Origin of the sequence: Leifsonia sp. NPDC058194 (genome assembly GCF_042883605.1) — a bacterium.
GTDB lineage: Bacteria > Actinomycetota > Actinomycetes > Actinomycetales > Microbacteriaceae > Leifsonia.
Genome location: NZ_JBHVVL010000002.1, coordinates 573,935 through 592,624 on the forward strand (window position 1 = coordinate 573,935; position 18,690 = coordinate 592,624).

At 71.7% G+C, this 18,690-nt stretch carries 20 protein-coding genes and 1 tRNA gene; 11 read left to right on the forward strand and 10 right to left on the reverse strand.

What is annotated here, in order from left to right; genetic code table 11:
• The first annotated feature begins 8 nt into the window (after window positions 1-8).
• Window positions 9-81: transfer RNA gene (locus tag ACFVU2_RS09465), tRNA-Val, on the forward strand.
• A gap of 88 nt (window positions 82-169) precedes the next feature.
• On the opposite strand, the gene ACFVU2_RS09470 is transcribed toward ACFVU2_RS09465, so the two are convergent.
• Window positions 170-1,756 (reverse strand): ABC-F family ATP-binding cassette domain-containing protein, encoded by a 1,587-nt coding sequence (locus ACFVU2_RS09470; RefSeq protein WP_387873269.1) that lies wholly within the window; start codon window positions 1,754-1,756, stop codon window positions 170-172.
• Window positions 1,757-2,071: 315 nt separating this feature from the next.
• On the opposite strand from ACFVU2_RS09470, the gene ACFVU2_RS09475 reads away from it, so the two are divergent.
• From ACFVU2_RS09475 to ACFVU2_RS09490, 4 genes are all read left to right on the forward strand, one after another.
• On the forward strand, window positions 2,072-2,854 hold the full coding sequence (locus ACFVU2_RS09475) for a 3-oxo-5-alpha-steroid 4-dehydrogenase (RefSeq protein ID WP_387873271.1): 783 nt from the start codon (window positions 2,072-2,074) through the stop codon (window positions 2,852-2,854).
• A 37-nt stretch (window positions 2,855-2,891) separates the two neighbouring features.
• Window positions 2,892-3,962 carry a zinc-ribbon domain-containing protein gene (locus tag ACFVU2_RS09480; protein WP_387873273.1) on the forward strand — a complete coding sequence of 357 codons (1,071 nt, stop codon included), beginning with the start codon at window positions 2,892-2,894 and terminating at the stop codon, window positions 3,960-3,962.
• Between the two features lie 70 nt (window positions 3,963-4,032).
• Window positions 4,033-4,455 (forward strand): VOC family protein, encoded by a 423-nt coding sequence (locus ACFVU2_RS09485; RefSeq protein WP_387873274.1) that lies wholly within the window; start codon window positions 4,033-4,035, stop codon window positions 4,453-4,455.
• Window positions 4,456-4,479: 24 nt separating this feature from the next.
• Window positions 4,480-5,322, forward strand: a complete 843-nt coding sequence (locus ACFVU2_RS09490; protein WP_387873276.1) for a class II glutamine amidotransferase — start codon at window positions 4,480-4,482, stop codon at window positions 5,320-5,322.
• 7 nt (window positions 5,323-5,329) lie between these two features.
• Here ACFVU2_RS09490 and ACFVU2_RS09495 read toward each other — a convergent pair whose 3' ends face one another.
• Window positions 5,330-5,818 carry an FBP domain-containing protein gene (locus ACFVU2_RS09495; protein WP_387873277.1) on the reverse strand — a complete coding sequence of 163 codons (489 nt, stop codon included), beginning with the start codon at window positions 5,816-5,818 and terminating at the stop codon, window positions 5,330-5,332.
• 244 nt (window positions 5,819-6,062) lie between these two features.
• Here ACFVU2_RS09495 and ACFVU2_RS09500 point away from each other — a divergent pair, with 244 nt between their 5' ends.
• Window positions 6,063-6,452 carry a RidA family protein gene (locus ACFVU2_RS09500; protein WP_387873279.1) on the forward strand — a complete coding sequence of 130 codons (390 nt, stop codon included), beginning with the start codon at window positions 6,063-6,065 and terminating at the stop codon, window positions 6,450-6,452.
• A gap of 18 nt (window positions 6,453-6,470) precedes the next feature.
• A complete protein-coding gene (locus ACFVU2_RS09505) occupies window positions 6,471-7,166 on the forward strand; it encodes a hypothetical protein (RefSeq protein ID WP_387873281.1) in 696 nt (231 codons plus the stop codon).
• Window positions 7,167-7,178: 12 nt separating this feature from the next.
• On the opposite strand, the gene ACFVU2_RS09510 is transcribed toward ACFVU2_RS09505, so the two are convergent.
• Window positions 7,179-8,210 carry an NAD-dependent epimerase/dehydratase family protein gene (locus ACFVU2_RS09510; protein ID WP_387873283.1) on the reverse strand — a complete coding sequence of 344 codons (1,032 nt, stop codon included), beginning with the start codon at window positions 8,208-8,210 and terminating at the stop codon, window positions 7,179-7,181.
• Between the two features lie 127 nt (window positions 8,211-8,337).
• Here ACFVU2_RS09510 and ACFVU2_RS09515 point away from each other — a divergent pair, with 127 nt between their 5' ends.
• Together ACFVU2_RS09515 and ACFVU2_RS09520 are read left to right on the forward strand one after the other, a co-directional pair.
• On the forward strand, window positions 8,338-9,210 hold the full coding sequence (locus ACFVU2_RS09515; RefSeq protein WP_387873285.1) for a helix-turn-helix transcriptional regulator: 873 nt from the start codon (window positions 8,338-8,340) through the stop codon (window positions 9,208-9,210).
• Complete coding sequence (locus tag ACFVU2_RS09520) at window positions 9,203-9,667, forward strand: phage tail protein (protein ID WP_387873287.1); 465 nt, start codon at window positions 9,203-9,205, stop codon at window positions 9,665-9,667. The genes ACFVU2_RS09515 and ACFVU2_RS09520 overlap by 8 nt, the downstream gene beginning before the upstream one ends.
• Here ACFVU2_RS09520 and ACFVU2_RS09525 read toward each other — a convergent pair.
• From ACFVU2_RS09525 to ACFVU2_RS09555, 7 genes are all read right to left on the reverse strand, one after another.
• Window positions 9,651-10,259: a hypothetical protein gene (locus ACFVU2_RS09525; RefSeq protein ID WP_387873289.1), complete on the reverse strand. Its 609-nt coding sequence runs from the start codon at window positions 10,257-10,259 to the stop codon at window positions 9,651-9,653. The two genes, ACFVU2_RS09520 and ACFVU2_RS09525, sit on opposite strands and share 17 nt — an antisense overlap.
• Window positions 10,256-11,473 carry an alpha/beta hydrolase family protein gene (locus ACFVU2_RS09530; protein ID WP_387873291.1) on the reverse strand — a complete coding sequence of 406 codons (1,218 nt, stop codon included), beginning with the start codon at window positions 11,471-11,473 and terminating at the stop codon, window positions 10,256-10,258. The genes ACFVU2_RS09525 and ACFVU2_RS09530 overlap by 4 nt, the downstream gene beginning before the upstream one ends.
• A gap of 53 nt (window positions 11,474-11,526) precedes the next feature.
• Window positions 11,527-12,096, reverse strand: coding sequence for a DUF6790 family protein (locus tag ACFVU2_RS09535; protein WP_387873293.1), 570 nt, complete (start codon window positions 12,094-12,096; stop codon window positions 11,527-11,529).
• A gap of 89 nt (window positions 12,097-12,185) precedes the next feature.
• On the reverse strand, window positions 12,186-14,846 hold the full coding sequence (locus tag ACFVU2_RS09540; protein WP_387873295.1) for a LuxR C-terminal-related transcriptional regulator: 2,661 nt from the start codon (window positions 14,844-14,846) through the stop codon (window positions 12,186-12,188).
• Window positions 14,847-14,899: 53 nt separating this feature from the next.
• A complete protein-coding gene (locus ACFVU2_RS09545; RefSeq protein WP_387873297.1) occupies window positions 14,900-15,850 on the reverse strand; it encodes a methyltransferase family protein in 951 nt (316 codons plus the stop codon).
• A 79-nt stretch (window positions 15,851-15,929) separates the two neighbouring features.
• A complete protein-coding gene (locus ACFVU2_RS09550; RefSeq protein WP_387873299.1) occupies window positions 15,930-16,499 on the reverse strand; it encodes a YbhB/YbcL family Raf kinase inhibitor-like protein in 570 nt (189 codons plus the stop codon).
• Between the two features lie 11 nt (window positions 16,500-16,510).
• Window positions 16,511-16,936: a MarR family winged helix-turn-helix transcriptional regulator gene (locus ACFVU2_RS09555; RefSeq protein WP_387873301.1), complete on the reverse strand. Its 426-nt coding sequence runs from the start codon at window positions 16,934-16,936 to the stop codon at window positions 16,511-16,513.
• Window positions 16,937-17,105: 169 nt separating this feature from the next.
• On the opposite strand from ACFVU2_RS09555, the gene ACFVU2_RS09560 reads away from it, so the two are divergent.
• Both ACFVU2_RS09560 and ACFVU2_RS09565 read left to right on the forward strand, forming a co-directional pair.
• Window positions 17,106-17,750 carry an NAD(P)-dependent oxidoreductase gene (locus ACFVU2_RS09560; protein WP_387873303.1) on the forward strand — a complete coding sequence of 215 codons (645 nt, stop codon included), beginning with the start codon at window positions 17,106-17,108 and terminating at the stop codon, window positions 17,748-17,750.
• Window positions 17,751-17,760: 10 nt separating this feature from the next.
• Window positions 17,761-18,534, forward strand: a complete 774-nt coding sequence (locus tag ACFVU2_RS09565; protein ID WP_387873305.1) for a phosphotransferase enzyme family protein — start codon at window positions 17,761-17,763, stop codon at window positions 18,532-18,534.
• The last annotated feature ends 156 nt before the right edge of the window (window positions 18,535-18,690 follow it).

Below are 18,690 nucleotides of genomic sequence, written 5' to 3' on the forward strand. Positions count from 1 at the left end.
CGGCACCCGGGCCTTTAGCTCAGCTGGTAGAGCGCCACGTTTACACCGTGGATGTCGTCGGTTCGATCCCGGCAGGGCCCACCTCTCGCCCCGATTCGTGTTCTCGATTTGGACCGAATGTGGGGAATGGAGCTCGCTTTCCCCACATTCGGTCCAAATCGCCCGTCTCTCAGGCCAGGCGGCCGGTGGCGTCGAGGGCTATCGTCGCGTCGATGCCGATGCGGTCCAAGAACTGCTCGTCGTGGCTCACGATGAGCAGCGCGCCACGGTAAGCGTCGAGCGCCTCGGCCAGCTGCTCCACGCTCGCGATGTCGAGGTTGTTCGTCGGCTCGTCCAGCACCAGGAGCTGCGCCGGCGGTTCCGCCAGGAGCAGGCGGGCGAGCGAGACCCGGAACCGCTCGCCGCCCGAGAGGGTGCGCACCGGACGGTCCGGGGCCCCGCCGCGCAGCAGCAGCCGGGCGAGCTGGTTGCGGACGTCGCCCGGCGCCGACCGGGGAGCCACGGCGCGCACGTTGTCGATCGCGCTCACGTCGTCGTCCAGGCCGTCCAGCCGCTGAGGCAGGTAGCCCACACGGTCGACGAACAGCTCCGCCTCCACCAGCGAGGGCGCCGAGGAGGCGCCGCCCAGCAGCCGGTCGATCAGGGTCGACTTGCCTGCGCCGTTGGGGCCGACCAGGGCCACGCGCTCCGGCCCCTGGATCACGATGCTGCGCCCGTCGCCGCGGAACTCCGCGATGCGGCGCCCGCGCGGCACGTCGGGATCGGGCAGTACGAGGTGGATGTGCTCCTCCTCCCTCACGCGTGCGTCTGCGGCGTCCAGCGCCACCTGCGCGCTGCGCACCTTGTCGTCGAGCGTCCCCCGGAGCGACCCGGCCGACGCCTGGGCCTTGCTCGCCCGGGCGCCCGCGAGGATCTTCGGGATTCCGCCGTCGCGCTGGGTCTTGGCCCCGGTGCGCTCGCGCCGGGCGAGCTTCACCTCGGCCTCGGCTCGCTGGCGCTTCTCGACCTTCAGCGTCTGCTGCGCGGAGCGCGCCGCCTGCACCGCGGCCTCCTGCTCGCCCTCCTGGTGCTCCTTCCAGGCGCTGTACGGGCCGCCGAACGACGTCAGCCGGCCGGCGTGCAGCTCGGTCGTGGTGTCCATGCGTTCGAGCAGCTCCCGGTCGTGGCTGACGACGACCAGGGTGCCCGGCCACTCGTCGACGAGCTCGCCCAGCATCGCCCGGGTCGGCCGATCGAGGTTGTTCGTCGGCTCGTCGAGCAGGGTGACCTGTGTGCGCGCGATCCGGAGACCGGTGAGGGCGATGAGCATGGCCTGGCCGCCGGACACCTCGGCGACGCGCCGATCGAGGTCGGAGGCCGCGAAGCCGATGCGGTGGAGGGCCTCGTCGGCGCGCGCCTCGACATCCCAGTCGTCGCCGATGGTGTCGAAGTGCCGCGGATCGACGTCTCCGGCCTCGACGGCGGCGATCGCTCCGAGCACGCGATCGATGCCGAGCAGTTCGGCGATCGTCGTCTCGCTGCGCAGCGTGAGGTTCTGCGCGAGGTAGCCGACATCGCCGACGGTGTCGATGCGGCCGCCGGTGGGCTGGAGGAGTCCGGCGACGAGCCGGAGCAGGGTGGACTTGCCCGCCCCGTTGCGGCCGACGAGTCCGGTACGACCGGGCGTGAAGGTGCCGCTGACGCCGGCGAGCGAGACCGCGCCGTCCGGCCACTCGAAGGAGACGTCGTGGAGGGTGATGGATGGTCTGCTGGACATGGTGGATCTGGACATGGAGAGCTCTCTGCGCGACCCGCTGGCGTGCGGCGGGTGAAGGTGTCGAGGGCGCGCGACGGCACGACGGCAGGGAGCCGACGGGGAGGCCGCGCGGAACGGGGCGACGGAGCGGCGCCCCGCCGACGGTCGACGCCGAAGCGGCGGACTCGGATCGGGAGGCGGCCCGGGAAGGGGCGGTCACCGGCGCGGGAGCAGCCCTCCCGCGGGTGGAAGCCACCGGCGCACCGGTGGCTAGAGTCTGTCGACCTCGATCTCCATGCCTGAAGCCTAACAGCCGGCGGTGGCTAGACTCGCGGCATGCCCGAGGGAGCGTACCGCTGGTTCGTCTACGCCGAGCTCGCTCTCGCGCTGGTGACCTTCGTCGCGCTGTGCTTCGTCGTCGCTCCGTACGGCGGCAGGCACGGCCGCTCCGGCTGGGGTCCGACGGTGCCGGCGCGCGTGGGTTGGATCGTGATGGAGAGCCCGGCGTCGGTGCTCTTCCTGGTCTTCTACCTGCTGGGGGAGCACCGCGGCGAGCTCGTCCCGCTGCTCTTCCTCCTCCTCTGGCAGGCGCACTACGTGCAGCGGGCGTTCGTGTATCCGCTGCTCATGCGCTCGGGCTCGCGGATGCCCGTGGCGGTCATGCTGCTGGCGATCCTGTTCAACCTCCTCAACGCCTGGGTCAACGCGCGCTGGATCTCGGAGTACGGCACGTACCCCGTGGCCTGGTTGGCGGATCCGCGGTTCTGGATCGGCGTCGTCCTGTTCGCGGGAGGCTACCTGCTCAACGTGTCCTCGGACCGCATCCTGCGCCGGCTTCGCGGCGACGGCTCCGGCGGCTCCGGCGGGTCCGCCAGTTCCGGCGGGTACCGCATCCCGTACGGCGGCGGGTTCCGCCTGGTCTCGAGCCCGAACTATCTCGGCGAGATCGTGGAGTGGACGGGCTGGGCGGTCATGACGTGGTCGCTCGCGGGCGCATCGTTCGCGCTCTACACGATCGCGAACCTGGCGCCGCGCGCGATCGCGAACCACCGGTGGTACCGCGACACGTTCCCCGACTATCCGGCGGACCGGCGGGCCCTGCTGCCGTACGTGCTGTAGCCGCGCCGATGACGGTGGCCGGACGTAGGGTGGCCGCGTGCCGGAGAACGTCGAGCAGTGGTGGGCGCGCCGCCAGTGGTCCAAGGGGGCCGCGGTGCCCTACGCCATCGGGCGCTATCGGCCCGACTGGGAGCGGTATCCGACGCTCGTGCGGCAGTACCATCCCGACCTCAACCACGGCATCGTCCTGACGCAGGTGCCCCCCGCCGCCGACGTCTACCTGCTCTGGGAGTGCGACTCCGGGCACCGGTTCATCGCGACGCCCGCCGAGCAGCGGGCGCGGCCCCGGGGCACGCGCCGCCGCTCGGCCTGGTGCCCGTTCTGCTCGGAGGCGGCCGCTCCGCGACGGGTGCGCCCGGCCGCCGACCCGGAGAGCCGGCCGCACGTGTGCGGGCACGCCCGGGACCCGCGCCGCCTGGAGAGCGACCCGGACGACGACCGCTGCTGGCTCTGCCGCCGGCTCGACCGCACCAGCATGACGCGCGAGCAGCTCGTGGCCCTCGCCGCACCGGGTTCCCGCATCTCGGTGTCCGCGGAGAACAGCTCGGCCGCGACCCACTCGTGGCAGTGCGCCGAGGGGCACCCGGCGTTCCGCGCGAGCATCGAGCGGATCATCGACGGCCGCCGCTGCCCGGTCTGCCGTCACGCCCGGGAGGGTGCTGGCGCACTCCCGGTCGGGACCGCGTTCCACAGCCGGTACGCGCCCAGGCCGGCCTCCGCGGCCGAGCCCGAACTCAAACGCCTGCTCGCGGACCGGCTCGACGTCGATCTGTCGCTCAACGCCGTGCGGGTCGCGCGCCCGTTCCACTCCCATCTGGAGGTGTGGCCGGACATCCTCATCCCCGAGCTCCAGGTGGCGATCGAGTACGACACGACCGGCCGGCACGGGCTCGAGCACGTCGGTCCGCGTGAGGTCTCCGACCGCAGCAAGGACCGTCTGCTGCGCGCCGCGGGATGGGAGGTGGTGCGGGTGCGCTGCGGCAGGCTCCAGCCGCTCGGACCCTACGACGTGGTGCCGGGAGGGGTGTCGGCGAAGGTCGCCGACCGCATCCTGGACCGCCTCGGCGAGATCCGCGGCGAACTGCTCGTCGCGGCCTACCGTCGCTGAAGTTGCCACTCGTGCAGGGCAGGGCCGCTGGCTACGCTGGAGCCGAACCGACCGGACGAAGGAGACCCCGATGCCATCGACGCTCAACCCCTACCTCAACTTCCGCGGGCAGGCCCGCGAGGCCATGGACTTCTACGCCGGCGTGTTCGGCGGAGAGGTCACCCGCAGCACGTTCGCCGAGTTCCAGGTGAGCCAGGAGCCCTCCGAAGCCGAGTGGATCATGCACTCCCAGCTGACGACGCCGGCCGGGTTCACGCTGATGGCGGCCGACGTGCCCTCCCACATGGACCTCAACCCCGGCTCCACGATCTCGGTCTCGCTCAGCGGCGACGACGAGGCGGAGCTCACCGGCTACTACGAGAAGCTGGTCGACGGCGGCACGGTCATCGAGCCGCTGTCGAAGGCGCCCTGGGGCGACAGCTTCGGCATGGCGGTCGACCGCTTCGGCACCCAGTGGCTCGTCAACATCTCCGGAGCAGCCGCGCAGGGCTGACGCCCCGCCGGGAGGTGATGGCCGATGTGCCGCTGGCTCGCCTACTCGGGGGAGGCCTTGAAGCCCTCCGTGCTCATCCTGGACGCGCAGCATTCACTGGTCGCCCAGTCGCTCAACTCGCCGCTCGGCGCGGAGACGGTCAACGGCGACGGGTTCGGCTTCGGCTGGTACCCCGAGGGGTCGGTGGCCGGCAGCAGGCCTGCGCTTTTCCACAGCATCGAGCCGGCCTGGAACGACGAGAACCTGCGTGAGCTGACCAAGTCGATCGCCAGCCCGATCTTCTTCGGCCATGTGCGTGCCGCCGGTGGTCCGCCGATCCAGCGGACGAACTGCCACCCGTTCCGCCACGAGAACTGGATGTTCATGCACAACGGGTTCCTGAGCGGGTTCGAGGCGATGAAACGCGATCTGACCTTCGCGGTGGACCCGTCGCTCTACCCGCTCATCCGCGGGACCACCGACTCCGAGGTGCTCTTCTACCTCGCGCTCACCCTGGGGCTGCAGGACGACCCCGTCGGAGCGTTGGGCCGCGCGGTGCGCCGCGTCGAGCAGGTCGGCAAGGAGAAGGGGATCGCCTTCCCGATGCAGGGCACGATCGCCCTCTCGGACGGGGCGACGCTGTGGGCCTTCCGCTACTCGACGTCGCATCGCAGCCGCACGCTGTTCCACTCCGTGGCCATCCCGGCACTGCGTGAGATGTACCCGGAAGCCGATCGCCTCCACCTGTTCGGAGACCACGCCAAGGTGGTGGTCTCCGAGCCCCTGAACGACCTGCCCGGTGCGTTCGTGGAGGTGCCGGAGTCGACGGTCGCGATCCTCGACGACTCCGGCTACCACCACGAGCAGTTCCTCGACGGCGGCGAGTGACGGGAGGTCAGTCCTCGCCGAGCACCCGGCGCACGAACGCGTCCACCCGTTCGCGCAGGGTGTCGATGCGCTGCAGCCGCGCCGCCTCCACATCGAAGCCGATGTAGGCGGTCGCCGGCCGCTTGCGCGCGTTGACCGAGCACTCGAAGCCGGCGCACACGAGGGTGCCGAGGGTGTTGCCGTCGCGTCCGGCCTTGCCCGCGCGCTTGGCGATGAAGAACACGACCTCGTTCGGGAGGTGCACGTCTTCGCACCAGGAACACTGCGGCCGCGCGCGGACCGAGCCCTCGGCGCGGCGCAGCAGCACGCCGACCGGTTCGCCGTCGATCTCGGCGACCACGTAGCCGACGTTCGGGAGCTTGCGGTCGCGCCAGCCGAGGAAATCGATGTCGTCCCAGGCGACGGCATCGAGGTCGGGGAGCGCGAGCTCCTTGCGCTCGCGCTGGGAGGCGTTGACGAAGGACGCGCGGATGCGCGCGTCGGTGAGGGGATGCATGAGTGTGCCTTACGTGTAGAGAGAGCTGTCCTGTGGAGCGGGCGCGCAGAAGCGCACCCGGTGGTGCCGGGTGGGGACGGGGCTATCTCACGCCGGCGCGCAGGGCGCCGACGACCTCCAGACGCCCGGAGGGCCGAAGGGGAGGGGTGGAAGACACGACGACGAGCATACGCCCCCTCGGTGGACAGGTGCTCCCGTCGGTGGTCGGCGGGAGAATGGGCGCCATCCAGCGAGAGGAGACATCATGTCCGGCCTTCCCACCCCTGTCGACCCGCCCGCACTCGTCCGCAGCCCGGCCTTCGCCCAGGGGATGATCGCACCCGCCGGGCCGACCCTCTACGTCGGCGGCCAGAACGGCATCGACGGCAACGGCGTGCTGCGCGAGGGCCTCGGTCCGCAGACGGAGCAGGCGCTGCGCAACGTGCTCGCCGTGCTGGAGGCGGCGGGGTCCGGGCCGGAGTTCGTCGTGAAGCTCACCATCCACCTCGACCCGTCCGTCGATCCCACCGACGCCTACGCCGCGACCGGGGCGGTCTGGGGCGCCCACCGCACCGCGGTGACGGTGCTCGCTGTCGCTCCGGCCAATCCCGGAGCCCTGGTCGAGATCGAGGCGGTGGCCGTGCTCCGCGACTGAACGGCGTAGGGTCGCGTCGTGGACGAAGACGACAGCAGAGCGCGCGACGTCGCGCCGGAGCACCGCTGGCCCGCCGTGATCGCGACGCTCCTCGCACTCGCCTCCTACGCCTTCCTCCCGAGCGTCGTGCCGGCCCTCGAGCGGTACCTCGTCGTCGGTGTCTGCCTGCTCATGCTCGTCGCGCTCGTCGTCTACAACCCGCATCGGCTGTCTCGGGAGTCGCGGTGGTCGCGGTGGCTGGAGTTCGCCCTGGCGCTGCTGATCCTGGTGGCCAACCAGGTCGCATTCGTCGAGACCGTCATCCGCCTGCTGAACAAGAGCGGCAACGGGTCCGAGATCCTGCTCGCGTCCGTGCAGGTCTGGGTGACCAACGTGATCGCGTTCGCGCTGGTGTTCTGGGTGATGGACCGCGGCGGCCCGGTCTCCCGGGTGACCCGGCCACGGCACGCGCTGCCGCTCGCCGACTTCCGCTTTCCGCAGGACGAGGACCAGGACACGGTCGAGGAGGTGGCACGCGGGTCGAGCCGGACGCTCGACTGGGGGCCCAACTACATCGACTACTTCTACAGCTCGCTGTCGAACTCGATGGCCTTCAGCGCCACCGACGCGATGCCCCTCTCGCACCGGGCGAAGCTCCTGATGGCGCTCGAGTCGTTCTCGGGCTTCGTGCTGCTCGCCCTGGTGATCGCCCGGGCGGTGTCGCTGATCGGCTGACGCCCTCAGGCGTCAGTCGAGCCCGCGCGCGATCATGCTCTCGCCGGCGGCGACAACCGCCTCCTGCCAGGTGCGGGGCCGGAACCCGAGGATGTCGCGCGCCTTCTCGCACGACACCTTCTTGCGGTAGCCGAGCTCCGCGGCCATCGGGCGCATCCCCGGGTTGCTCTCGGCGGCGGCCCGCACGGCCTCCGAGGGAAGCATCGCAGTCGGAATCCTCGGGGCGCGGTCGCCGAGTGCCGCACGGAGCTCGGCTCCTACATCGGCGAGCGGCACCGCGTCCTCCTGGCTGGTCAGCAGGAAGCGCCGGCCCGCCGCGTCCGCTGCGGTCAGCGCGGCGATGTGCGCCGCGGCGACGTCGCGCACGTCGACGAAGGGCACGGCGACATCGGGATAGCCCGGCAGCTCGCCCGTCAGCACCCGGCGCACCAGATGGTTCGCGCCCGAGATCCCGTCGCCGAGGAGCGGTCCGACGACGGCGACCGGCAGCATCGTGACGAGCTCGGTGTCGCCTCCTTCTGCCGCGATGACGTCCCAGGCCGCACGCTCGGCCAGCACCTTGCTGCGTCCGTAGGCGTCCATGCCCGGCCCGTCGAGCACCGACCAGTCCTCCTCGGTGAACGCGCGCTCGAGCGGGGGATGACCGAACCCGGCGGCGTGGAAGGCCGACGTGACGACGATGCGCGGCACCCCCGCGTCCCGTGCGGCGCGGAGGGCCCGCAGGGTCCCTTCGCGCGCCGGGGCGATGACCTGCTCCTCGTCGTCCACCGGCCCGAGGTGCACGGGCGACGCCACATGGAGCGCGCCGTCGACGCCCTCGACGGTCGCCGGCCAGCCGGCGTCGTCGAGCAGGTCGGCGGCCACGAACTCCAGAGCGTCGTCGCGGGTCATCCCCGCCTCCCGGAGCGTGGCCCTGACCTGGGATTCACGATCCAGCGAGCGCAGCGTCGCCCGCACCGATGCACCGCTGTCGAGGAGCTGCAGGATGATGTGTCCGGCGATGAAGCCGGAGCCTCCGGTGACGAGGATGCGCGGTGCGGTCATGGTCTGTCCCTTCGAGATGTGCTGACAGTCCGATCGTTCCCCTGCGGGGCGTGTCGATCCAGTGCTCCCGTGACACTGGTACCGCCAGGGGCAGGCACGGCGCGGGTGCGGTGGGTAGCGTGGGCGCATGGACGGCGAGCAGAACCCGGGTGATCTGAACCTGTTGGGGGAGTTCCTCCGTGCCCGGCGAGAGCTGGTCTCGCCCGGGACGGTGGGCATCCCGGTGCACGGCACCCGGCGTGTGGCGGGCCTGCGGCGGGAGGAGGTCGCGATGCTCGCCGGTATCAGCGCCGAGTACTACCTGCGGCTCGAGCAGGGCCGCGACCGCAACCCGTCGGGGCAGGTGCTGCGGTCGGTCGCACGCGTGCTGCAGCTCGACGACGAGGCCACCGCGCACCTGCTGGGTCTCGTGCGCGCCGACGACCTGCCGCGGCGCCCGCGGCGCACGCGGGCGGAGTCCCTGCCCGCCGGAATCGCCGCGCTCGTCCCGCAACTGCCGTTCCCCGCGTTCGTGGAAGGACGGTACCTCGACGTGCTGACCGCGAACCCGCTCGCCACCGCGCTCTCGCCACGTCTCGTCGCCGGCCGCAACCGGATGCGCGACGTCTTCCTCGATCCGGCCGAGCAGGCGCTCTTCCCCGACTGGGAGGCGGCGTCGGCCGTGCTGATAGCCGGGTTCCGCCGGTCGGTCGGAGCCGACGCCGACGACGCGCGCGTCGTCGAACTGGTCGGCGAGCTCTCGATCGCGAGCCCGGCCTTCCGCCGGCTGTGGAGCCGCCACGACGTGCGCGAGAGGCAGGGCGGCACCCTGACGTTCGAACATCCCGTGGTCGGCGCTCTCAGCGTGCACCGAGAGAAGCTGCAGGTGACCGGGACGGACGGGCTCGTCCTCGTGCTCTACCACCCGGCGACGGTGGAGGCGGGGGAGAAGCTCGCCCTGCTCGGGTCGCTGCAGGCGACTATCGTGGTTCGAAAGACGGCTGGGAGGCCACATGCGTGAGATCGTCGATTTCGTGACCGTGTCGACGGCGGGGCTGGAATCGAGCCCGGTGGCGGACGCGCTCGCGGGCCTCCGGGCCAACGAGGCGCGCTACTACAAGAACAAGTACGACCACGACTTCGCGGTCGGCCCGGCCGCGGAGGAGACCGAGGCCGTCGAGCGCCTGACCCGCGTGCTGGCGGAGGAGCGCGACATCCACATCGCCTCCCGCCCGCTGGAGGCAACGACGTTCGAGGTCGACGGGCTGCGGATGGACTACGTGTTCTACGAGTCCGGGCTCGCGATCAACGTGATGTACGCGATCGACCCGGCGGGCAAGCGCGCCGTCGGCTTCAAGCTCTCGCAGGGCATGGAGGTGCCGGCTGAGCTCGCGGAGCGCTTCAAGTTCGCCCGTCAGCGCTCGAAACTCGCCGGCGAGATCCGCGGGTCGTTCTTCGTGATCAAGGGCGAGTACTGACCGTCGGGTCCGCCGGAGCGGATCCCGTGGAGCCCGCGGCGGTTGCGGTGCGCGCGGTGTACTTGATGGTGGCGACGATCGCGGCGATCGGCACTCCCCAGTTCAGGATCACGACGAGCCCGGGGAACGCGGCGCCCGAACCGACCAGCGCGGACGCCAGCAGGTGCCCGACGGACATCGCCAGCACGGCCAGGCCCCACATCAGGCTGATCCGTCGGTTTGTCGCGACGAACCGCAGACTCCTCCAGTACTGCTTCGCGACACTCTGACGCGCGTAGGCGGCCGTGAACGGTGCGAAGGGCGCTGTACCGAGGATGAACAGGGCCAGCAGCAGGGTGGCGAGCCCGCGCCCGTAGTCACCGACGAAGGCGACGACCGGCGGCGCGGCGAGGAATCCCACGAGCGCCAGGCCACCGAGGATGACCACTCCGGCGGCGGGGACCGCCTTCACCCCGCCGCGGAGGTCGAGGAGCACGGCCGCGATCGCCGCCGCCATCCCGATCAGCGCCGCCGGCCCGACCGGCATGGCTGTCGCGAGGAGCTGGAACAGCGCGAACGGGATCAGTCCCAGGACGATCCGGAGGGGGCTCATGCGCGTGCCAGCCGGCTGTCGAGCCAGTCGAGCATGCGCTGCGCGGTCACGGTGCGCGCCAGCGGCTGGCAGTGCCCGTCCGCGCCCTCGGCAGCGGTGAACCGCGCGAGCGTCGACACGCCGGGTGCGTACTGCGCGAGCTCGTCCGCCTGCCCGGGCCAGAACTGCTCGCTCTCGGGATCGGTGATGAAGACGGGCGTCGTGATGCGGCCGGCCTCCTCCGGCGTGATGCGGTACGCCCGCACCGCCTGGATGGTCTCGGCGTAGCCCGTCGTCCCGTAGGGCCGGGCACGGAACTGCCAGGTGCGCGCGGTGCCGGGGGAGAGCTTCAGCCCGAGCGCCATCTCCGCGTCGAACTTCTCGGTCTGACCATCGTCGAGCGCCTTCAGCAGGACCTTCGGGAGATGCCCGGTCCAGGAGGTCGACACGTCGACGACACCGGGATCGGTGATCGCCGCAGCGAAGCGGTGCTCGAAGACGAGCGCACGGGCGACCCAGTAGCCGCCCTGGCTGATGCCGTAGAGGCCGATGCGCGACGGGTCGACGCCCTGCTGGCGCGCGACGAAGTCGTAGACCGGTGTCAGCACGTTCTCCCAGTCGGGGCGGAAGAACGAGTTGCGTTCGAAGAGCTGCGACTGCTGTCCCGGCCCGTCGAAGACCAGCACGGTGTAGCCGCGCTTCACCGCGGGCGACACGCAGGTCGCCCAGAGGGCCGCGAGCGACCCGTCGCTGCCGTTCACCGCGACCAGGGTGGCGCCGTTGGCCTGCGCGTCCTGGGACGGACGGAACAGGTAACCGGGCAGGGAGCCGAGCCCGAACGGGATGTCGACGCGCTCGGCGCGCACGGCGGTGAGCGACACGAACGACTCCCAGGCCGCACGCTGCGCGCGGAAGGTGGTGCCGAGCTCGTCCGAGTCCGGCAGGGCGCTCAGCGCGTTCACGGCGACGCCGAAGTAGGTCGACGCGCGCAGGTACGCCTCTGCGGCGCTGACCCGATGCCCGGCCTGTGCGGCCTCGTCGGCGACCGCTGCGGTGCGGGTGGCCAGGTCGTTCCAGGCGGCGAACCAGGCCGCGTGACCGTCCTTGCCGATTCCGGCCGTTGCCGCGAGAACCTCACCGGGTTCGGTGGCACCCTCGACGGCGAGACCCAGCGCGGTGCGGATCTCGAAGTCGTGGTCGGGGTCGGGGGAGAAGGGGGCGATGGTGTGCTTCATGGGGACTCCTCGGGTCAGGTGTTCGGGTGGTGCGCGCGGCTGAGGTCAGGGATTCAGGCGACGCGGACGGGCTCGGCGTGCGTGGACTCGGCGTCGGTGGTGTCGGTCTCGCGCCCGACGGCGATCGCATGCCAGATCACGAAGGCCAGGCCGACCAGGTTGATGACGATGTCGGAGATCAGCAGCAGGCCGGTGTTGTTCGCCGCGTAGTCATGGTTGGCGATCATCTGGTACACGTGGCCGCCTGCTGCTCCGAGGCCGAAGATCACCGTCGCGATGACGACGGCGGCCTTGCCGATGAGAGGGGCCATCCGGCGGCCGAGGATGAAGGCCATCACACCGACCCCGAGACTGCTGACGGCGAGCTCCCACTGGAACGGGCTCTGCGCCCAGCCGATGGTCTTGGCGGCGTAGTCGCCGAAGACGGAGTGCATCACGAAGTTCACGGTCTGCGCGACGCCGACGCCCCAGATCACGAAGGAGTTGAGGAAGGTGCCGCTGACGAACTCGGCGCTGCGCGGCCCGCGATGGGCGAGCACGCGCACCAGGGCGACGATGAGTCCGACGACGAAGAGGGTGGTCATGTAGTTGCCGATGAGTCCGGCGATGATGTCCGCGATCATGGGGAGGCCTTTCGGTTATGGAAGAGGGATGCCTCCAGTCTCCCGAGCGGCGCGGCCGGACCGACTGTGCGAAGTGCACAGTCCTCCGCCTAGGTGTCGCCCCGGCGAGCGGCGTCGACGAGTTCGTGCCGGGAGTTCGTCCCCGTCTTCGCGTAGATGCGCGACAGGTGGAACGAGACCGTGGATCGTGTGATGAAGAGCTCCTTGGCGACCTGGGAGTAGCTCAGCCCTTCGAGGATCAGCGCGGCGACCTCCCGCTCCCGATCGCTCAGCTCGCCGAGCACGGACGCGGCGGGCGCACTCGCTCCGGGTTCCGAGCCGGCGACGGCCGGGAGGCTGTCGGCCAGGAGGTCGGCACCGAGATCCCGGAGGGCGTCGTCGGCCGATCGACGCAGCGCCGTCGCCTGCGGTCCCGTCGGTGTTCGGACGGCCGCGTCGTACCGGAGGAGCGCGTCGATCGCGGGGAGCGCGGGCACGCCCCGCGTCGCGATCCGGGTGAGCTGTGCCGCGCCGTCCGGGGTCCGGTCGGCGCGGGCCTCCAGCCAGTCCGCGACGACGTCCGACCACGGCGGGGGATCGACCGTCCGCAGGAGGGCCGCCCATCGGGGCGCCGCCTCCGGTTCTCCCGCCCACTCGGCTCCGATTCCCTGCGCCACGTACCAGAGGTGCGGGACCTGCTCGGCCGCCCAGTCGTCCGGCGAGCCGAGGTCGCGGGTGCGGCCCGCGAGCCACCCCGCCCGCTCCTCATCCGTGCCCAGGTAGGCGAGCGTGAGCACGTCCACGATGTCGCCGGCGTGCACGGCGGCCGGCTGCGGTCCGTCGACACGGATGCGCCGCGCCGCGGCGAGCGCCGCCCGCGCGCGTTCCGGCTCCCCGGCGACGACCGCGGCCAATGGTTCGATGGCGGCAGTGAGCGGGGCCGCATGCCGCAGGCGGCCCGCCCGCGAGAGGTCGATCATCATGGCCGCGCGCGGCCACTGGCCGTTGACGAAGTGGGCGAACCCCTGCAGGGCGTGAAACACGCCGTCGGTGAAGTCCATCAGCCCGTCGCCGAAACGGGAGGTGACCAGGCTCAGATCACCGATCGCCTCCTCGGGCATCCCGGTCAGCGACATCACGGCGCCACGCCATGCCAGCCCGACCGTCCCTTGCGGAGTGGAGGCCATCTGCGCGCGGTCGACCGAGAGCAGACCGGGGAGCGACATCCGCTCCTCGACCGGGGCGACCCGCTGGGCGGCCTGTCCCTGGGCGAGTGCGAGATATCCCTGCACAGCCGGATCGGCGACCGGGCCGCTGCGGGCGGCGGCGAGGTCGTCGAGGGCGCGCTGCGCCGACCTGCCGGAGGCGACGAGCGACCACGCACGCAGCACGCGGGCCCGGTAGGCCGTGAGCGGATCGAACGCGTCCAGGTCGTCCTCCGTCAGGGTGTCGAGCAGATCGCTGGACTGCACGAAGCGCTTCTCGGCCGCGAGTTTCGCGCCGGCGACGAACCGTCCGCGCGGTGCGAGCGAGACGTCGTCGGCGGTGACCGTGACGTCCTCCAGATCGAGGGCGAGGATGGACTCGAAGTCGGCCTCCAGCGTGTCCGCCGTCGACACGCCGGGGTCGGAGTCGAGGTGCGCCGCCTGCCTGCGGAACCGGGACGCCTCGCGGTAGCGCGAGCGCTCGTGGAGTGCGTCGGCGAACATCCGCAGGTCGAGGGCGAGTCCGTCGTCGGCCCCGCGGGCGGCGGCGACGCGATGCCGGAGCCGGTCACCGGGGTTCGCCACGCGAGCGGCCGCGACCGAGTGCATGCGGTCGCGCGTGGCCGGTGGGATGTTGTCGTAGACCGCTGCGCGCACGACGCCGTGGAAGATCCGGGCGCGAGGCATCGGCCCCGTCCGGTCGACGATCACGAGCCGATCGCGCGTGAGCAGGTCGAGCGCCGGTGCGATGTCGGGCACGTCCGCGACGGCGCTCAGGACGAAGGTCTCGGCGCCGTCTCCGCCGAGCACGGCGATCGCGCTGAGGGTGGCGACCGCATCCGGGTCGAGCCGGGCCAGGCGCTCGCCCATGGTCGCGACCAGCTCGCTCGACGCCGGGAGCTCGTTGCGCTCGGCGAGGGCGGCCAGCTCGGCTGCGGGGTGCTCGTGCAGCAGTGACCGCAGGAACAGCGGGCTGCCCCCGGTGTGGGCGCGCAGGGCCTGAGCGAGCTCGGGTGATGCCTCCGGTGCGGTCTCCCGGATCAGCTCGAGCGTGGCGTCGTCGTCGAGCCCGTCGAGTCTCACACGGACCACGGAGGGCGCGTCGGCCAGCCGCGCCGACCAGCGCGCGTGGCGCGACCCGGCCGGCCGATGGGCGGCGACGACCAGTACGCGGTCGCCGGCCATCCGATCCATCAGCACGCCCACGGCGTCGAGGGACTCGGGGTCGGCCCAGTGCAGGTCGTCCAGGACGATCACGATCGGGTCGTCGTCGGTCAGGACGTCGAGCGCAGCTCCGAGCGTACGCGACGCGCTGAGGGCGTTCGCCGGCAGGCCGGCCGTCTCGACGCCGAGCTGCTCCAGCAGACCGAGCGGGTCGGACTGCGTGTCCTCGTACGCGGTCGCGCGCAGCGTGGCCCCGCCCGGGAAGCGCTGGGCGACCGCGCGCGCCAGCTGCGTCTTGCCGAACCCCGCCAGGCCTTCGATGTCGAGGATGGTCGGGGTTCCGGAGGCCGCTCGCGCGACGGCCTCGTCCACTGCCGCTTCGACCCCCGCCGACCAGTACACGCGTGCCTCTCGCTGCCGCTCACCGGTGCGGTGCCGCGATCGCACCACCGCTCTCAGGCCGATTGTAGCGATTCAGTCGCGGGCGTCCAGGGCAGGATCCGCGGGATCCAGCAGCGCACGTTGGCGCGGTAGCGTGCGAACTCCGCGCCGAAGCGCTGCTCGAGGTCCGCCTCCTCGAACGGCCGCACCAGCAGGTTCCAGACCAGCGAGCCGATGAGCGCGTAGACGACGACCATCCACGACTGGAGCACCAGCCCGACCGCCACCGCCTGCACGATCCCGGCCAGTGCCATCGGATTGCGCACCCAGCGGTACGGCCCAGCGACCACGAGCAGATTCGGCATCGCGGCCGGCAGGGGAGTGCCGTCGCCGAGCGCCGACATGATCGCGCCCGACCAGATTCCGAGGGCGCTGGCCAGTGCGAGGACCACCAGCCCCGTCACGACCGCACCCGGAGGGAAGCTCATGTGGAAGCCCCAGCGCTCCTCGAGGAATGCGATCACGGCGGGCAGGGCAGCCAGGAAGAAACCCCAGAACGCGGCGATCTGCGCGAACGTCGCCACGACATGCGCGGCGGCGGACCTGCGTGCGGTCGCGGGACGGAACCGGAACGGCCCGCTCACGACCCATTCGGCCGGGAGGCGGCCCAGAACGACCGAGCACAGCGCGAGCACGGAGAGTCCGGATGCCGCCAGCATCAGCAGGACACCCCATCCCGCCGCACCGGTGACCGTCGCGTAGACGCCGAGCCCGACGGTCACGAGGATCGTCCAGCCGGTCGCGACGACGGCGGCCACCCGGCTGCCAAATGCGGCGACCGCCGAGGAGACGACGAACAGGGGGATGTCCAGAACCGCGACGACGAGCGGTTCCAGCCCGCCGAGAGTCGCGTTCCGCACCGGGGGCGACAGGAACACGGCGATCCACCACGCGCCGCCCGCCGCCGCCTGCAGCGCGAAGTACGCCCTGCCCCAGCGGCGCGGTACGGCGAACGAGACCCCCATCGGCCTCATTCTCCCCGGGGCGGACAGGGCGTCGCAACACGCCCGTTCGCGGGTGCCGACACGCGCGGTAGTGAGCAGATCAGGTGGTGCGCGTCCCGAGGAGGGTGCCCGATGCGAGGACGTGCCCGTCGACCGCGGCGGGCAGCTGGGACGTGCCGGCGACCTGGCCGAGGTCGACGACGGCGTCGAGCGCGTAGAGGTGGAACCGGTAGCGGTGCGGGCCGTGGCCGGGCAGCGGGCGCGGCCCGGCGTACTGTGCGCGACCGAAGCGGGTGGGGAGGAAGCGGACGCGCGGGTCGTCGGTGCGCAACGCGCCCTCCGCGAGACCGCCCCTGGTCGGGGCGAAGGCGACGACCGTGTGCAGGCCGGGCGTGCCGCCGGGGATGTCGAGGTCCTCCATGACCAGGAGCAGGTCCGCCGTCTCCGCCGGCACGGCACTCCACTCGAGCGCGGGACTGATGTTGGCGCCGATCAGCGGGCCGCAGTGCTTGGCGGGGATCACCTCGCCGTCGGCGAAGGAGGGGGAGGTGAGTGCGAGCCGTGTGGACGTCGCGAACGCGGGGTCTTCGGCGAGGCTCAGCGCTTCGTCGGGCCGCCGGTTGCGCAGCGCCCGGCCCAACGGGACGAAGAGGGCTTCGACGGGGTGCATGGTGCTCCTGTTCAAGAATCGGCGAGACGGAGGAGGAGAGGTGCGACGTGTGCGATGCTCGCGCGCTCGGCCGGGGTGAGCTCGGCCAGGCGGCCGTTGAGCCAGTCCTCCCGGTGCAGGCGCGAGGCCGTCGCCGCGGCGGCGCCGTGCTCGGTGAGGCGGAAGATGACCGTTCGACGATCCGCCGTGCCGCGTGATTTGGCCACGAACTCCGACTGCTCGAGCCGCCGCATCGTCTGGCTCATCGAGCCGAGCGTCACGTGCGCGGCCGCGGCCAGCTCGCTGAGGCTCAGCTCGCCGCGCTTCGACAGCACCATGAGCACGAGCAGCGCGGCATCGGAGACCTCGCCGTCCGCCCGCTCCGAGCGGAACCGACTGTAGAGCCGGCTGACGGCGCGTCGCAGTTCTGCGCCCACCTCGCCGATGTCGTCGGTCATGCCACCTCCATTTACTTAGTACACCATAGCATTAAGATGAGTACTACTAAGCACATTCGACGACGCCCACTGAGCGGATCCACAGGCTCGGGGCATCGCGCTTCCGGATCGGCTGCCTAGGCTGGAGCTGCACGACGCTCCACGCACACGATCGAAGGGTTCGTCACTCATGCGCATCACCATCCTCGGAGGCACCGGTTTCACCGGCACGAACCTCGTCCGGGAGGCCGCCGCACGCGGCCACGATGTCACCTCGTACAGCCGGTCGACGCCCGCCGAGCCCGTCGACGGCTTGCGCTACGAGACGGGTTCCCTGCTCGACGACGCGGTGCGCCGCCGTGCCGTGACGAATGCGGACGTCGTCATCTCCGCCCTGTCGCCGCGCGGCGAACTCGAGGGAGAGCTGCGCGGAATCGATGCCCGCCTGGCCGAGCTCGCCGGCGAGGAGGGGGTTCGGCTCGGGGTGATCGGCGGGTTCAGCGGCCTGCGCCCCGCGCCCGGCGCGCCCCGCTTCGCCGAGGGGGACGACGTTCCTCCCCAGTTCGCCGCAGAGGCACGCGAGATGACCGAGGTGCTCGAGGACCTGCTCGCGTCCGCCCCGGCGGACCTGGACTGGTTCTTCGTCAGCCCCGGCGCCGCGTACGGCGCGTACGTGCCAGGCGAGGCCACCGGCCGCTACCGGATCGGGGGAGAGGTCGCGCTCCTCGACGCCGACGGGCAGTCGGCGATCTCGGGCGCCGACTTCGCCCTCGCGGTCATCGACGAGGTCGAGAAGCACGAGCACCGGCGCGCGCACATCTCGGTCGCGTACTAGACGACACGTCGTGGCCGACGAGACCCCGCTGGCCGGGGGAAACGCATCCGCCGGCGTGGTGCGCTCCGGCGAGACGGTGCGCAAACCCTGGATTGCATCCACGCCGGCCGTGATCGACTACGTCACCCATGTCGGCGCTCACGGCGTGGACGTCCCGCGCCCGCTCGGTCGCGACGGACGCGGGCGCCAGATCATCGAGTTCGTGCCCGGCCGACTCGCGCTCGGCGGCGAACCGCTGGACCACGCCGGGCTGGCGCGCGTCGGGCGGCTGGTGCGCGCGATCCACGACGCGTCCGCGGACTACGCCGCACCGACCGGAGTGAAGTGGGATGTGCTCCTCCCGGCTCCCGAGGCCGATCTGGTCAGTGCCGATGTCCTCGGTGCCAATCTCATCTGTCACAACGACCTGGCCCCGTGGAACCTGATGACGGGGGAGCGATGGGTGTTCATCGACTGGGACGGCGCCGGCCCGAGCACCCGCCTGTGGGACCTCGCCTACGCGGCCCAATCGTTCACGCTCAACGACACGAGCATCCGACCCGACGTGGCCGCCGGACGGCTCGCGGCGTTCGTCGACGGATACGGCGCCGACGCCGCCCTCCGCTCGGCGCTGCCGACCGCCGTGGCCGAGCGAGCCGCCGCGATGCACGACCTGCTGCGCGAGGCGCACGAGACCGGTCGCGAGCCCTGGGGCACCATGTACCTCCACGGGCACGGCGAGCACTGGCGCACGGCAGCGGACTACGCCGCCGCTCACGTGGACGTCTGGCGTCGCGCACTGTGACGGCCAGGGGCGCAGCGGGGGTATGCTTCTGCTCGAACGTGACACGATCCGAGGGGGTGAGCCCGATGCACACACTGTCCATGACGGGCGCTCCTTCGAGTTCACGATCCCGCGACTGACGTAGCCGTCGCAGGGAGCGCCCCGCACTCCCGAGAA